Origin of the sequence: Streptococcus sp. HMSC062D07 (assembly GCF_001814215.1) — a bacterium.
Taxonomy (GTDB): domain Bacteria; phylum Bacillota; class Bacilli; order Lactobacillales; family Streptococcaceae; genus Streptococcus; species Streptococcus infantis_I.
This window is the reverse complement of the sequence record NZ_KV815325.1, coordinates 1-15,779: the sequence shown is the minus strand read 5'-3', so window position 1 is coordinate 15,779 and position 15,779 is coordinate 1. Positions and strand designations below refer to the sequence as shown.

Genomic DNA, 15,779 nt, shown 5'->3' with positions numbered 1-15,779 from the left:
TCTTATTCTGCAATTAAAGTCTCTAGACCAACCTTCATCATATCAGTGAAGGTGTTTTGACGTTCTTCTGCTGTAGTGTCCTCTTCTGGATTAACCAAGCTATCAGAAATGGTCATGATAGCTAAAGCATCGACGTGGTGTTGGGCAGCAAGATAGTAAAGAGCTGCTGCTTCCATTTCTACAGCTTTCACACCCCATTTACCAAGCTCGATGTTCTTTTCACCATAGTTTGAATAGAAAACGTCTGATGACAAGACATTTCCGACGTGAGTAGTCATACCAAGGTCTTTGGCAATATGATAAGCCTTATCTAAAAGATCAAAGCTAGCGATTTGTGGGAAATCGTATTGAGGCCAATCGTTGCGGATGATGTTTGAGTTGGTTGCAGCTGCTTGAGCCAAGACCAATTCACGGACGTGAACATCCTCATTCAAAGAACCAGCCGTTCCCACACGGATCAATTTCTTTACTCCGTAGTCGACAATCAACTCGCGCGCATAAATAGAGATGGATGGCATCCCCATTCCTGTTCCCATAACAGATACACGGTGACCTTTGTAAGTACCTGTGTAACCAAACATGTTACGGACTTCGTTAAAGCAAACAGCATCTTCAAGGAAATTCTCAGCGATAAATTTCGCACGAAGAGGATCTCCAGGAAGAAGAATTTTATCAGCAATTTCACCTTGCTTAGCAGCAATATGGATAGACATAGTTTATGATACAAAGAGCGACCAGAAAGCGACTGAAAATTAGGAATCTGACGAGAAATCCTGATTTCTCAGTCAGATTATCTATTTTCCGAGCTTTCCGCTCGTGTTCAAATCTGAACACATGCTCTGCCTTTCTTTATTAAATGATATTGATTATAAATTTAAAATATACTTTGGATTAGAAAAACTAGAGTATTCTTATTAATTTTCTTTTATCCTTGTCTTTGGTCGTAAGTATTTCTCCCAAGGGATTCGGTCCAGCATTTTAGCAAAACCAAATGCCAAGTAAGCAGTCACCAAAAGAAAAGGTATAGCCTCTAATGATTGACCAGTGAACCCCATTACCAATCCAGTTGCAGACAGGGGTGCCTTCAAGGTCACAGCTAAAAAGCAAACCGAACCTAATAGTAAGACTGCTGGCTGGTTGCCACCTCCTAGAATCATGGTCAAGAGTGCAGCTCCTGCCATCCCTAAGGCAAAAGATGGGGTCAAGGTACCGCCATAGGCACCTGCCCAAAGGGTAACTAAAACGACCAAGGCTTTCAAGACAAATAAGAGGATTACCGTCTTGGCATTACTGCCGTTTAAAATTTCCTGAGCCATCATACGCCCATTACCAAGTAGATGAGGCAAATGGTTAGCCAATCCAACAAGGAAAAGGAATGTTACAGGCAGAGTATAGAGTATCCGCTTGTCCTTTATTCTCTTTGAAGAAACTTGTTTGTTGAAGCGACTAAAAAGCCAAGCGAGTGGAGTCAGGAAAAGAACTAATAAGGGAATAAGCCACATATCACCTAGTGACCAAGTCAAAGCTGGAATCTGGTAGAGAGCATGATCTGAAACAACAAAGCCTGCTGTAAAGGCTGATACATATGTAGTCAGACCGACCAAGAAAAAACGTTTGACAGATAAAGCAATTCCCAAGGTTTCAAAAACGAAAAACACACTCGTTAACGGAACCTGATAGACAGCTGCTAAACCCGCACTAGCTCCACAGGCAATGAGAAAGATTTGGTCCTTCACGGAGAGAGAAAAAATATTGGCAATAGGTCTTGCAAATAAAGCTCCAATCTCCCGCGGCGCAGCTTCCTTACCGATAGGAGCTCCTCCTCCAACTGCAACAATCTGCCAAATTGAATGAACTAGCTGTTTTAAAAAATGAAGTTTATATTGTGACGTTTCATCTTTCATCTGCGCTTTGATGGAAAAAATCTTTGCTTTTCTTTGCAAGAAATACCAGACCAAGGCAGAACTGACACCCACGATGATTAAACTGAAGCCTATTCGTGATGAGGCAACACCATCTGTCAAGAATCCAGTGTTATGCTCTGTCTGACCAAAAGCAATCCCTTCAACCAGCTCTAAAAGATAATGGAGCAAAATTCCGAATATACCTGTAACTAGCCCCAGCATGATAACCGCTAGGACTAATTTGAGGTTATATGGGATCTTCTGAAGACTCCTCCTCAACTTATGTACCATGATTATAATTCAGCAAGAATCGCTTTCAGCAATCCTTTGAAGTCGCCTTTGACGCGTTCTGTCACTTCCACTACTTCTTCGTGGTTGAGTTCTTCTTGGAAACCAGCAGCATGGTTAGTGATACATGAAATTCCTAGAACTTTTAAGCCTGAGTGGGCTGCCACAATAACTTCAGGAACAGTTGACATACCGACAGCATCTGCACCAAGAGTCTTATATGCACGGATTTCAGCTGGAGTTTCATAAGTTGGACCTGTCACACCGATATAAACCCCATCATCCAGTTTAATGCCCAATTTGTCTGCTACTTGATGAGCAGTCTCACGGTATTCTGGAGTGTAAGCTTTCGACATATCAGGGAAACGTGGACCAAAGTCATCCAAGTTTTCACCAATCAATGGGTTTTGACCAGTCATATTGATGTGGTCAGTAATAGCCATCAAGGTACCAGGACCGAAGCCGATACCTCCAGCAGCGTTGGTTACAAGCACTCCTTCACATCCCAAAACTTTCATGACACGAACTGGGAAAGTCACCACTTCAAGAGGATTTCCTTCGTAGAAGTGGAAACGACCTTGAAGAGCCAAGACTTTACGTCCAGCAAGATCACCATAAACCAATTTCCCAGCATGTCCGACTACTGTGGATTGACCCCAGTTTGGAATGTCAGAGTAGTCTACTACGACTGCATTTTCGATTTCTTCAGCCAATTCTCCAAGACCTGAACCAAGGATCAAACCGAACTCAGGAGCTTCGATTCCTTTGCCCTTCAAAAATGCTGCTGTTTCATTGATTTTATTTAATAATGTCATTAGGTATCTCCTTCTTTATGTTTTAAAAATTGACCAATTTTGTCAAAGGTATTAGCGTTACGAATGGTAATATTGCGATAGAAAGGCATCTTAAGCAAGTGCTTGTGATAAGCTGTTTTAGAGTAGCTAGCTTCTGACAATTTACCCCAGAAGATCCCTAATTTCCCAAAATGAAGTACTTCATCGACCAGTTCCAAACTGTTCACTTTCTCGATGACTTGATCCACATCCAAGCTCTCAGTGTAAAAGAGCACATCCTTGCGAGCCATCTCATGATTCCACCAATCAGGAAGATTTCTAAGCTCCTTTTCATAGTCTTCAAGACTCAGCAAGGAAAAACTCTGAATAAATGGATAGCGTCTTTCAAAGAAAGCCTGTAAATTCTCTATTAATTTAGTTCTAGGCACAATGCTATTAAAGAAAATATTACCACTATTGATGTAGGTTTCTACATTTTCTAATCCCAACTCCGTCAATTCTTGACGCAGTTGAGCCATGACCACCTTGTTCTTTCCACCGACATTAATACCTCTAACAAGTAGAGCGTAGCGAATCATCTTAAACTAATTTATCTAAGAAACTTTCACCAATCATGGCAGTTTCAACTCCAAAGTTATCCGCAACCGTTGCTGATATGTCGGCGAAGTGTCCAACTGGAATTAATCCATTGCCTTTAAAGGATGGACTGTATGCCAAAAGTGGAATATATTCACGAGTATGGTCAGTACCAGCATAGGTTGGGTCATTTCCGTGGTCAGCAGTAATCAAAAGAAGGTCGTCTTCTCTCATTGCTGCCATAATTTCTGGCAAGCGCTCATCAAACTCATGCAAACAATCACGATAGCCGTGTGGATCACGACGGTGTCCATATAAAGCATCAAAGTCTACCAAGTTTGTGAAGGAGAACCCTTTTTCAAATTCAGGAAGTCCCATAGTCTTCAATAGTGTATCAATTCCATGACTATTTGACTTATTGTGACCCATATCGTGGTTGATACCAGCACCGTTGAAGATATCGTTAATCTTACCAACTGCATATGTATCAATACCGGCTTCATTCAATTTGTCCAATACAGTTGGAGCAAATGGAGATACAGCCAAGTCACGACGGTTAGCCGTACGAGTGAAGTTTCCAGGCTCACCAACATAAGGACGAGCAATAATGCGTCCGAGAAGAGCTGGACGCTCTAAAGTAATCGAACGAGCGTATTCACAGATACGGTAGAGTTCATCCAAAGGAATGATGTCTTCGTGAGCTGCGATTTGAAGAACTGGGTCAGCTGATGTATAGATAATCAACTCGCCAGTTTCCATCTGACGTGGTCCAAAGTCATCGATGACAGCTGTTCCTGAGTATGGTTTGTTGGCTTCGCGGATGACCTTGCGACCTGAGAATTCTTCGATTTTTGTCAAGATTTCTTCTGGGAATCCATTCCAGAAAGTATCAAACGGTTCTGTAATATTAAGACCCATGATTTCCCAGTGACCTGTCATGGTATCTTTTCCAAGAGAGACTTCTTCTAACTTCGTAGCGTAACCAGTTGGATTGCTCTCAGCTGGAACAGTCTTCAAGGCTTGTTCACGAGGAATGTTCCCAAGACCAAGTTTTGCCATATTTGGAACATTCAAACCTACTGATTTTGAAATGTGTCCAAGCGTGTCTGATGCACCATCAGGAACACCAGCGTTGACAAAGTTATGAGCATCTGGTGCTGCACCGATTCCTACAGAATCTAGTACCACCAAGTGAATACGATTAAATTTTGGCATAGTGTGTCTCCTTTTTATTTTGATTATTTTGCTTTTGTTGAAGTTAAAATCTGAACGCCCTCTTGTCCAGCAAAGATGACCTTATCCACCATTTGGTTAAACAACCCATGCTCGACGACACCAACGACATGATCCAATTCTTGTCCCAGAGCAATTGGGTCTTCAATCACTTCCAGGGCCAAATCGATGATAAAGTTTTGCATATCCGTCACAAAACGTTGACCATCTTTTTCACGAAAGCTCGGTTTATAGCCAGTTCGTTCAAATCGACGGAAGACCTGTTCAGCACCATATTGAACAACCTCTACTGGTAATTTAAAGGCACCAAGTTTCTCTACTAGCTTACTTTCATCAACAACCCAGATATATTCTTTAGATGGAGTTGCGACAACCTTTTCCATGAGAAGGGCCCCACCACCGCCTTTGATTCCGTTAAACTGACTGTCTACTTCATCTGCACCATCAACTGTCAGGTCTACAAAGTCCACTTGATCAATAGACTTAAGAGGAATATTGAGTCCTTCTGCCTGCTTGCTGGTCACACTAGAGGTCGTTACAGCTGTAATCTGTAAGCCCTCTTCCTTGATACGACGACCTATTTCTTCTACGAAATAGTAGGCAGTTGAGCCTGTTCCAAGCCCGACAACCATACCATCTTTGACGAACTCGGCAGCTTTAATCCCTGCCATTTTTTTCAGATTTTCCACTTATACACCTCCAAATAAAGCTACTTCTATTATATCATGAATACGCTTCAAATTCATCCTTACACTAGAAAAACCCGAACATTTTATTTCGGGTTTTGTGATGTTTACTTAACCATATCAGGGTCATAGTCGTAAAATCCAGTATCCAAGAAACGATTTTTAGGATGGAGCTTGCGAACTTCTTCATCAAGCAAGAAGGCTTGGTCATGTGTAAAGTTACCTTCTTGAATCAAATTGCGCGCTTGGATAAAGAGTTTTGCAATTTCTACAAAATTTTGGCCAGGTGTATAAAGACCTTCAAGCTTCCAATGAGTGAAACCATGTTCTACTAGTTCAGTCAACTTGGTCATCAAATCAAGGTCATTGTTAGCAAAGATATGAGTCCCATGATTGTCTTCAAAAATAGAATAATGGCTCTCTGGGTCACTTGGCTCAGCCAAGAACAAGTCACGTTGACGAGATTTTTCATCATCAATCTGTGTGAAATTATAGTAGTTTTGCAAGAGTGGACGCTTAGAATGGTGGATGACACTAGCACCGTATACCAAGACCTCAGCAGGAATTTCTAAAATTTCAGGCATTTTGAAGAGTTCTGCAGATGGGATTTCACGCGCCAAAACAGCTTCTGACGCTCCTGCTTTTTGTCCCCAGAAGTTAATCTGACGACTGCTTGTGACCATGGTTGAGGCATCGTAAATCGTTTTGAAAGAATAGTTATCACGGTTAACCACATAAAAGACACCTGCGTCTCCAACTGTGATATAGTCCGTTTTGATTTCTTCTAAAAAGTCCAAGAAGGGCTTGATCCGGTCCATCATGTCTTGGTGCATAAGAGAATTGACCGCAACGATTAATTCCTTACCGGCATCATGAACAATTTTTGCGATTTCACGCAATTCTTCATGGCTAAAGGTCGTTGGCAAACGAAGACCAAAATCTTTCTCACCGACATAAATTCGGTCGACACCAGCTTCAAGTAGCTGTTTTACTTGTTCAATACTTTCAGCAGTTGCTGTAATGATAATCTTTTCCATAGAGAAAATTATACCACATTTCCAAAAAATCAGCTATATAGAAAAGTGGGTCTTGTTAGTCCAAATTTTTAAAAAAAGTGAACCGTACCAATAACAGTTCACTTTTTAGATTTATGCCTGTGTCTTTTCAACAAGTCGTCCGTCATTCATCACATAAACACGGTCAACCTTATCTAGTAAGCGAGTATCATGTGTAATCATGACAACACCCCTACCTTGCTCATGGGCAATTGAAGCCAACATATCCGTCACTTGATAAGCACGTTGTGTATCCAAGCTAGCTGTCGGCTCATCTGCAAGTACGATACTAGGATTATTATAAAGGGCTCTAGCAATTGCAGCTCGTTGGCGTTCACCACCAGAGAGAGCTTTGGGATAGTGATTTTGAACCTTTTCCAAATCCAACAAACTGAACAACTCTTGTCGGTCACTTTTTATAGATTTCTTTTTATCCAAACGGTCAATTAAATCTAATTGCTCCTTAACCGTTAAAAAGGGAATCAGATTTGAAGCCTGGAGGATAAAACCAAATTCACTAAAGCGCAAATCCGTTTTTTCTTTTTCAGATAAATGCCCAGTCTCTTTTCCCTTTACTAGGATCTTTCCACTTGAAGCTTCCTGAAGTTGGCCTAGAGTCGTTAAAAAGGTTGTTTTACCTGATCCAGAAGGCCCCACAATCGCTACAAACTCCCCAGCGTTTAGCTGAAAATTGGTCTCATGGAGAGCTGTAACTTTCATATTGCCTTCGCCATAAGTTTTTGTCACTTGAACCATCTCAATTAATGTCGTCATATCATTCTCCTTATCATTCTGCAATCGCTGTAATTGGATCTACTTTAAGTATACGCGGAAGCGAAATGACGCCACCTAGTAGTGCCATCAAGCAAATGACCAGGCTTAGCATAAAGTATGCCAACCAACTAGAGTAGAAAAAGAAGGTTGCAGGTAAAACTAAGATGACAGCCCAAATGGCTACTAAGGCCAATCCAATACCCAAACCAGATAGAAGAAAAATCTGACAGAAAAGGGACCATACGATAGATTTTATCTGAATCCCTTGCGCTCGCATAATGCCATAGAGGCCTAATTTTTGAATGGTAATGATGTAGATAAAAATGCCTACAATCAGACCTGTAATGACAATCATAGCCAGAATCATTCCTGAGAATACATTGACCTGAGGGGTATAGCCAGGAATTTTCGAAATCATTTTTTTAATAGAAATCTGCTTCAAGCCATCGCCAGTCACTTCTACATCATTTTGCAATACCAATGCAGAGATAGAGCGATTAGCTTTTGTTGTTCCTTGTAAATTCCAATAGGTTGTTAGGCTCGTAAAAACAACAGGTTCTGTGAAAAATTTATTTCCTTTTGTCAAACCTACAATCTTAAAACTTGTCTCACTTCCGTTGAGTTGAATTGCGTCCCCAAGTTTGATGCCGTAATTTTCAAAAGACTGATCCACAACAACTTCTTGGTCATTTTCTGGGTAACGCCCTTCAATCAAGGACGGAGAGATAAAACTGTCCCACTCTTGACCGAAAATAGAGACATTCATCTTGTCACTACTATCGACAAGGTTTGTCACGGCAAACATGTAGCTTAGAGGAACAGCATCCCCAGACACTTTATCTTTGTAGTCTTTTTCTGGTATAAAGGATGCAGTCAAATTATCATTTGCATAATCGGATAGCACAACTCCTGTTGCTTGCCAATTATCAATAGCAGCCCTGTTATTTCGAACAAGCCCGAGAGCCAAACTGGTCATAAAAAAGACCATAAAAGCAATGAGAAAAATAGTTGTTAGAATTAAACTGTAACGCAGTTTATTCTGTAAAATTTCTTTGATAGCAAGATACATGCCAATCTCCTTTAAGTATTCTGTTGTCGAGGGAACAAATCTCCTCTTTACCATAGCACTAAAGATAGAAAACTATCTCGACATGAACAACTAGAATCAATTTAAAAGAATCCTGTCCTTACTTCAAAATTGAATTTATTTGCATCTGTGTATGATTTTTATTCGTTTTAACCATCAAATTTCCCCTCGTTGAAATAAGAGAAAAATAATAAAGTTTAAACGGTTTACTCATCCTATCATTTTCCCATCAGCATGTCAAGAAAACCGAAATTGGCATTGATAACAGATTTTATGCAATTTGTAACAATCCTGTAATAATTCTCTCTTTAAAAAATGATAAAATAGTAATGTACTGTTAAGGAGAGAAATATGCCCGCAAGAAAACTACACCCGTATGAGTTAGAACAAGAAAGTATAAAAACTACTCAGTTTCAAGATTATATCCCAGAAAATACTTCTGTTGCTAGTGTAAAGGAAGTCCTATTTTTTGTAAACATTGCTTGCTTCTGTGTCTTTTTAGCTATCTTTAGCTTTATGTTCTTATCGCTTAAATTGAACACTGTTTTATCATTTGCTTTGGCTATCGGCCTCAGTCTTGTAGCTTTACAATTTCAGCGCACTTTTATCAAGAAAAAATTCAAATAAAAACCTTCGATGAATCGAAGGTTTTTTTATTTATTCTTTCGTTTTGATGGTGTTGTGATAGCTATCTTGACTTCAAAAATTGTTCCGTTAGGTTTGTTATCTTTCACACTGATAGAGCCTTTTAAGGCATAGACGATCTGCTTAGCTAAAGACAAGCCTAAACCGAAACCACCCTTTTGCCGTGTACGTGCCTTATCAACACGATAAAAACGATCAAAGATTTTCTTTTTATCGGCTGCAGAAATACCGATCCCATTATCAGCTACCGTTAGATAAAGGCTTCGTTCTTTCGTTGAAATCTCAAAATATATATCTCCTTCTTCTTCTGTATACTTGACCGCATTGTCAAACAGAATGGTCATCAATTGCTTGAGGAGGAGTTTATCCGTGATAATGGTGCGATGAACACGATTTTGAAAACGAAAAACACGATTATTCTCGGACGCAATCATCTCATAGTTAGTAAAGGTTGTATTAAAGAAGTCTGGCTCTACCTCTCCAAACTCAGGCTTGATTCCATCATCTCTACGTGCCAGATTGAGAAGGTTAGTCGTTAGAAACTTCATATTTCGAACTTCTTCCAAACTAGAAGCGATGCTCTCACTTGACTCCATAATAGTCGCCTCTGGTTTTCTAAAAAGAGTTTCCAGACGGTTCTGAAGAACTGCCAACGGAGTCCGTAATTCATGACTGGCATTTTCCACAAAGCTTTTCTGCTTTTGCATACTTTCAAGTAAGGGTTTAACACTGACACGTGCAAGATAGAGACTGGCTAAGATAGATAGAATCCAAAAACTTGCCATCACCACCACGATTAACTGCTCGTGGTTTTGACTAATTTGCTCTAGTTGGCTTGTGTTAATCAGGATAGCAGCATACTTAATATTAGTCGAAACAGAATCAATATTCATTTCCGTTAAGACCACCCGATAAATCTCATCCTGGCCGTAGCTATTCACAACATGAAGCTGTCGGATATGGTTTAAATCCTTTTTATTGAACGTTATTCTGTCTAATCCCAAAAAGCGATTGCCAGTCACTAATTGATTCAAATTTGAATCTAGCAAAATCACTTCAGTATTGGAACTCACATTTGGTTTTTTATCAGATGCTGAAGCGACACTGCCACTATCTAAATCCTTAACATCTTCAGTTGCACGATTGACCGCCAATTGAATGATGTCCTGAGGATTGTTGCTGAGAGATAGCAGTTTCTCATCCACTGATGTGTAGAGACTGGAGTGCATAACCTGCAAGATAATCAAGGTCATGGCAGAGAAAATTAGGGTGAAAACACCAAAATTACGGATAAAGTAGCTAAAATCTTCTGCGTACCAATTCTTTTTTAATTTCTTAAACATGTTTTAAAATATACCCAACACTACGCAAAGTTTGGAGATTTTCAGCAAAGGCTGAACCTTTCAATTTCTTACGAACTTTTGATACATAAACTTCTACAACGGAAATGGTTGTGTCACTGTCAAATCCCCATAAACGGTCAAAGATTTGGGTTTTTGGTAAGATGACATTTTGGTTTTGGAGGAAATAGACCAAGAGTTCAAATTCTTTACCAAGTAGCTCAACAGAGGCATCTTGAACCTTAACTTCATTCGTAGATAGATTGACTGTCAAATCACCGTACGTTAAGGTATTTTCGTTAAATTTCCCTGAGCGTTTGAGGAGGGCCTGAATACGCATCTTGAGTTCTTCTAGATAAAATGGTTTGGTTAGATAATCATCTGCTCCCAGCTCAAACCCATGTCCTTTGTCATCGAGACTTTCCTTGGCTGTCATGATGAGAACAGGAGTCGAAACACCTTTTTCACGTAGTTCTTTCAAGACTTGGAAACCATTTTTTTCAGGTAACATCAAATCAAGGAGAATCAAATCATAGACGCCACTTTCAGCCTCGTAGAGACCTTCTTCGCCATCAAATACCTGCATAACATCTGCAAAATCATCCAAAAAATCAAAGACTGAATTTGACAGGCCTAGGTCATCTTCCACTAATAGAATTTTAATCATCAAAAATTCCTCCTTATTATATCCATTATAGCAAAAATATCTTAAAAAAAACTCAACTTTCCTTGTTTTTCTAAGAGAAAGTTGAGTTTTTATATACTATTTAGTCAAGAAGTTTTTAAGCCTTGCCATATTGTGCAACAACTGCTTCAACCGCTGCTTTTTCACGTTTAATCAATTCAACGCGCGCTGCGATATCCTTGATACCCATGCTGATATTACGGCTAAGGGCAAGATCAGAAAGTTGTGGTTCAAAGAAGGCCTTATACTCTGCCAAACGTTGTTCTGTTTTAAAGATGTGTGATGGGAAGATAACAAAGCTATCAAAGCTCATATCTCCACCAAGGGCTGCCTTGATCCAATCCCAGTTTTCACGAGCCCAAACCCAAACAGTTTCTTGGGTAGCTTGGTGTCCAAGGAATTGGAGGTACCATGCTGAAAGGTCTTGTGGTTTCACGACAAATTTGTCCTTCCAAGTTGCAAGAAGAGTTTGGATGTTTTCTGCATCTGTACTGTATGCAAGCGCAGCTGCTAATTGACGTTTGAAAACGGCATCTGTTGCATGAGTGTATAGGTCTAGATAAGTTGCAACCAAGTTCTTAGTCTCATTGTGTTTGATCTCATTGATAAGGACTTGAGCACGAATGGCTGCTGGAAGTCCTGCAAGATTTTCTTTATGGGCTGCAAAGATTTGACTTGCTACCTGACTAGCTTTCTCATCATTTGAACGAATCATCATAGAAATGGTCAATTGACGAACCAATTCATCCTCATCTGATTCTCCGTCTTTAGCTTCAAAACCAAGTCGTTCATAGTTGTGACGGGCCAATTTAGCAACCAGAGTGTTAAAGGCTTTCTCAGCTTCTGTTCCTTCATCGATAAAGCGCTCAAGGGCACCAATAACCTGAGAAACTGCAGCAACAACCAGGTAAGACTCTTCCTTAGCAAGTTTATCAAGTACTGGCAACAAGTCTGCATATGATACATGTCCTGCTTCAGCAAGCAAACGACGTTCTTGGACGATTTGAAGCTTACTTGTGTTATCAAGTTCAACTAATTCTGAAAGGATAGCATCCAGTAATTCACCTTGATAGTCAGTAATGTAGTGGGCAGTGTTTTCAGTGTTGAGACGAAGCGCTGTTTTGTTTTCAGCAAGAAGGGCTGCATAACCTGGAATTTCGATGCTTTCAGTTTCGAGTGTATCTGGCAAACCTTTCCAGTTACTGTTAAGGGGTACTACCCAGAGACGGTTCTTGTCTTCATGCTCACCGATGAAGAATTGTTTTTGTGAGATCTTCAAGACATCATTTTCAACTGTAGCAGTCAAAACTGGATAACCAGGTTGCTCCAACCAAGAATCCATAAAGGCTGCTACATCACGGCCTGATGCTTGACCAAGGGCATTCCAAAGGTCACGACCAATAGTGTTTCCGTATTGGTGTTTTTCAAAGTAAGCATGCAAACCTTTAGCAAAATCAGCATCTCCTAACCAACGACGAAGCATGTGCATGAGACGGCTTCCTTTGGCATAAACGATAGCAGAGTCAAAGAGAGTATTAATTTCATCTGGGTGTTTGACTTCGACGTGAACAGACTGAACACCATCAGTCGCATCACGTTTAAGTGCGGCTGGCACTCCACTTGTTTGGAAATCTTCAAAGATATTCCAACTTGGCTCAATGGCATCCACACAGACGTACTCCATCATATTGGCGAAGCTTTCGTTGAGCCAGAGGTCATCCCACCATTTCATAGTAACAAGGTTACCGAACCATTGGTGAGCAAGCTCGTGGGCAATGACGAGGGCTACTTGTTGACGGCTGGCAAAGGTAGAGTTCTCATCCACAACCAAGTAGACTTCACGGTAGGTCACGAGACCCCAGTTTTCCATAGCACCTGCTGAGAAGTCAGGAAGGGCGATGTGAAGAGATTGAGGGATTGGGTACTTGACTCCGTAGTAGTCTTCGTAAAATTCGATAGAACGAACAGCGATGTCTAGTGAGAAATCAAGGTTTGAAAGTGGATGGGCCTTGGTTGAGTATACACCTACCAAGGTACCGTTTTTAGTTGTAGCAGTTACCCCCTGCAAATCACCAGCTACGAAAGCTAGCAAGTAAGAGGACATACGAGGTGTAGTTTCAAACTTCCAGATGCCAGTTTCTTTGCGATTTTCAACGTCAATCTCAGGCATGTTTGACAAGGCAAGTTCGCCTTCTGCTTGGTCAAAACGAAGAGCTAGGTCAAAGGTTGCTTTCGCTTCTGGCTCATCCACACATGGGAAGGCTTCACGGGCAAAGTGGCTTTCAAACTGCGTAGACAAAACTTCTTTCTTGACACCATCAACTGTGTAGTATGATGGATAGATTCCTGTCATGTTGTCTGTGATTTTACCTGAAAAAGCAATAACCAATTCAACTGAACCTGCTTCTGCAAGTTCGATATGAAGGGCTTCATTTTCGTTATCAACTGTAAATGGACGAGCTTGACCTGCTACTTCAACTGAAGCAATTTCCAAGTCTTTTTGGTGAAGGGAAATACGGTCACTTTTAGCTTGACCAGTAATGGTTACTTTTCCTGAAAACGTCTTGGTCTCACGACTCAAGTCTAAAAATAAATCATAATGTTCAGGAACAAATGTTTCGATATAATGTTCTACTGCTTGCATCATATTCTCCTATTCTAAATTTCTGAGCATATGCTCTAGTTCAAACATACCTATTTTATCATATTTTAAGTCAGAAAAAAGCTTTGAAAGTTCATTTATATAATTATTGTCTTTTTTAACCAAAATAATAAGAAAATATTTTTGTTAACACCTAGAATTTCTATATTTTAAGCCTGTTTTGGTATTTTGTCAAAAAAAGTCAAAAGACTCCAAAATTTATAGGAAATTCGCACCTATTTCGTTGACTAATGCATACGTTAGTGCTAAAATTAGTGTGTTTGGTATATTAATACTTAATCTATGACAATCATTATGTTTTTTTAATATATTGCACTTCTATTATTAGTTTTCTTCAGAAGTGAATCCAATATTTAAAAAATTCATTGGTTATTTTTTAAATATTGGATTCACGTCCATGAAATAAACTAGCAGAAAATCCCTTTTACGTTAAAAAGTCACTCTAAATGTAAATTAGTTAATAACATACGGAGTCTTAAAACTATTGCATTAATTTATCTTCAATGGAGCTGGAGTAAACTGCAATAAAGAAAGGATTTTTCGTCAGAATAGGACTGTCAATTTTATTAAATGATATCAATCAACATTTTGGGTGTTATTACCAAACAAGAAGATTTTATGGAAGAAAGGAATGGAGGAACAAGTGAAAACTTTCTATAAAAAATTATTCGCGTTTGTAACAATGTTCAGTGTAGTTGCTCTTGGTTTGTCAATCATCAAGCCAGTTTCTGCAGCAACTGTCACTCCCACTATTACAAACCTTAAAGCAGATACATCTGGTCAAAAGGTCACATTTTCTTTTGACTGGGATTTAACAGGTAAATCTGTTAAAGAAGGAGATACTTTTACCATCGACGCTCCCGAAGGTTTAAATATCACAGAACTCGCAACGCAATCACTTCAAGCCAACGGTGCTGAAGTAGCTACCTTGTCAATGACAAACAAGAAGATTACTTTTACTTTTAAAAAAGCAATCGAAGCCATGAACCAAAATGTTAAGGGTGGATTCCAATACCGAGCAGTGTGGGATAGCACTCCAGGAAATCCTGGAAACAAGACCGCCACTTCTAAAGTCGGTTCAGAATCTGTCATCATTACACGCCCTGATGGACCTGGCGTATTTGAATCAGTCTTGAATAAATACAACCTTACAGGTGACTATGTATCTAAGACATTCAAATTGGATGTTTCTGAAAACTATGCTTGGATGAATGTTGGAGATGACTACTATCTAACAAAATGGTTTATCCGTATCAATGGAGATGGTAAAAAACAAGCCATCACAAACCCTGTTGTATCAGATAAAATCCAAGCTCCAGCCGTCGATTACTCAAAAATCACTTTTGCTCCTGCTGCAAACCACGCTGCAAATGAATTCTTTGTAGGAACTTACTTGAAACCATCCTTCACTTTAAGAAAAGGTGGACAAGTGGTTGCTTCAGGATGGGATTTCTGGAAACATGTTAAATTCGATGCAGACGGAAATGGATTTACCGTTAATTTATCAGACGTAAGTGATGTTTTCAAAACAGCTACGGACGAAGAATTAATCGTTGAATACCAAACATTAATTCCTAAAACAACCATCCGTGTTGACAACAATGCAACCTTGACAGCTGATGAAATCACAACACCTCAAACTGATCCAGCTTTCTGGAACAATAATGAGTTGAAATTCTGGGTATCTGGTGATACAACTGTGACCGTTCAGAAAGAGTGGGTTGGTGACGAAGAATCTGACCGTAAAGATATCACTGTTCAATTGTATGCTGACGGCCAAGCCTTAGAAGGGTTGACACAAACTCTTACAAAAGCTTCTGGTTGGAAAGCAGAATTTACTAAATTACCAGGTATCAAAGACGGTAAGAAGATTGAGTACTCAGTAGTGGAAACAAATACACCTGAAGGTTACACTTCTAAGGTTGAAAAAATTGATGATGCAAACGTGATTAAGGTCGTCAACACATCAAACAAACCAACTACAACAACTACTGAGGCTCCTACAACTACTGCAGTCCCAACAACTACTGAAGCCCCAACAACTACTGAA

At 39.8% G+C, this 15,779-nt stretch carries 14 protein-coding genes; 2 read left to right on the top strand and 12 right to left on the bottom strand.

What is annotated here, in order from left to right:
• Positions 1 to 2 precede the first annotated feature (2 nt).
• The 9 genes from deoD to HMPREF2957_RS02145 form a co-directional block, all read right to left on the bottom strand.
• Positions 3 to 713 (bottom strand): purine-nucleoside phosphorylase, encoded by a 711-nt coding sequence (deoD, locus tag HMPREF2957_RS02185; RefSeq protein ID WP_070677158.1) that lies wholly within the window; start codon positions 711 to 713, stop codon positions 3 to 5.
• Between the two features lie 201 nt (positions 714 to 914).
• Positions 915 to 2,195 carry a chloride channel protein gene (locus tag HMPREF2957_RS02180; RefSeq protein WP_070677157.1) on the bottom strand — a complete coding sequence of 427 codons (1,281 nt, stop codon included), beginning with the start codon at positions 2,193 to 2,195 and terminating at the stop codon, positions 915 to 917.
• Between the two features lie 2 nt (positions 2,196 to 2,197).
• Positions 2,198 to 3,007 (bottom strand): purine-nucleoside phosphorylase, encoded by an 810-nt coding sequence (locus HMPREF2957_RS02175; RefSeq protein ID WP_070677156.1) that lies wholly within the window; start codon positions 3,005 to 3,007, stop codon positions 2,198 to 2,200.
• A complete protein-coding gene (locus HMPREF2957_RS02170; protein WP_070677155.1) occupies positions 3,007 to 3,564 on the bottom strand; it encodes a DUF1697 domain-containing protein in 558 nt (185 codons plus the stop codon). The genes HMPREF2957_RS02175 and HMPREF2957_RS02170 overlap by 1 nt, the downstream gene beginning before the upstream one ends.
• A 1-nt stretch (position 3,565) precedes the next feature.
• Positions 3,566 to 4,777: a phosphopentomutase gene (locus HMPREF2957_RS02165; RefSeq protein WP_070677154.1), complete on the bottom strand. Its 1,212-nt coding sequence runs from the start codon at positions 4,775 to 4,777 to the stop codon at positions 3,566 to 3,568.
• Positions 4,778 to 4,800: 23 nt separating this feature from the next.
• Positions 4,801 to 5,484, bottom strand: coding sequence for a ribose-5-phosphate isomerase RpiA (gene rpiA / locus HMPREF2957_RS02160; protein ID WP_070677153.1), 684 nt, complete (start codon positions 5,482 to 5,484; stop codon positions 4,801 to 4,803).
• 104 nt (positions 5,485 to 5,588) lie between these two features.
• On the bottom strand, positions 5,589 to 6,518 hold the full coding sequence (locus HMPREF2957_RS02155) for a peptidase U32 family protein (RefSeq protein WP_070677152.1): 930 nt from the start codon (positions 6,516 to 6,518) through the stop codon (positions 5,589 to 5,591).
• 111 nt (positions 6,519 to 6,629) lie between these two features.
• On the bottom strand, positions 6,630 to 7,310 hold the full coding sequence (locus HMPREF2957_RS02150) for an ABC transporter ATP-binding protein (RefSeq protein WP_070677151.1): 681 nt from the start codon (positions 7,308 to 7,310) through the stop codon (positions 6,630 to 6,632).
• A 13-nt stretch (positions 7,311 to 7,323) separates the two neighbouring features.
• The gene (locus HMPREF2957_RS02145; protein ID WP_070677150.1) at positions 7,324 to 8,379 is read right to left on the bottom strand and encodes an ABC transporter permease; all 1,056 of its coding nucleotides are present in this window, start codon (positions 8,377 to 8,379) and stop codon (positions 7,324 to 7,326) included.
• A gap of 369 nt (positions 8,380 to 8,748) precedes the next feature.
• Between HMPREF2957_RS02145 and HMPREF2957_RS02140 the strand changes: the two genes are divergently transcribed.
• Entirely contained in the window at positions 8,749 to 9,024 is a 276-nt protein-coding gene (locus tag HMPREF2957_RS02140) for a DUF3270 family protein (protein WP_036754234.1), read from the top strand.
• A 26-nt stretch (positions 9,025 to 9,050) separates the two neighbouring features.
• On the opposite strand, the gene HMPREF2957_RS02135 is transcribed toward HMPREF2957_RS02140, so the two are convergent.
• The 3 genes from HMPREF2957_RS02135 to HMPREF2957_RS02125 all read right to left on the bottom strand — a co-directional run bounded on the left by HMPREF2957_RS02135 (position 9,051) and on the right by HMPREF2957_RS02125 (position 13,711).
• Positions 9,051 to 10,385, bottom strand: coding sequence for a sensor histidine kinase (locus HMPREF2957_RS02135; RefSeq protein WP_070677149.1), 1,335 nt, complete (start codon positions 10,383 to 10,385; stop codon positions 9,051 to 9,053).
• Complete coding sequence (locus tag HMPREF2957_RS02130; protein ID WP_004253103.1) at positions 10,378 to 11,049, bottom strand: response regulator transcription factor; 672 nt, start codon at positions 11,047 to 11,049, stop codon at positions 10,378 to 10,380. Before HMPREF2957_RS02130 ends, HMPREF2957_RS02135 begins: the two co-directional genes overlap by 8 nt.
• Positions 11,050 to 11,164: 115 nt before the next feature.
• Complete coding sequence (locus HMPREF2957_RS02125; protein WP_070677148.1) at positions 11,165 to 13,711, bottom strand: M1 family metallopeptidase; 2,547 nt, start codon at positions 13,709 to 13,711, stop codon at positions 11,165 to 11,167.
• 649 nt (positions 13,712 to 14,360) lie between these two features.
• On the opposite strand from HMPREF2957_RS02125, the gene HMPREF2957_RS02120 reads away from it, so the two are divergent.
• Positions 14,361 to 15,779: Cna B-type domain-containing protein (locus tag HMPREF2957_RS02120; protein ID WP_261674141.1), on the top strand; the 1,419-nt coding region annotated here is incomplete at its 3' end.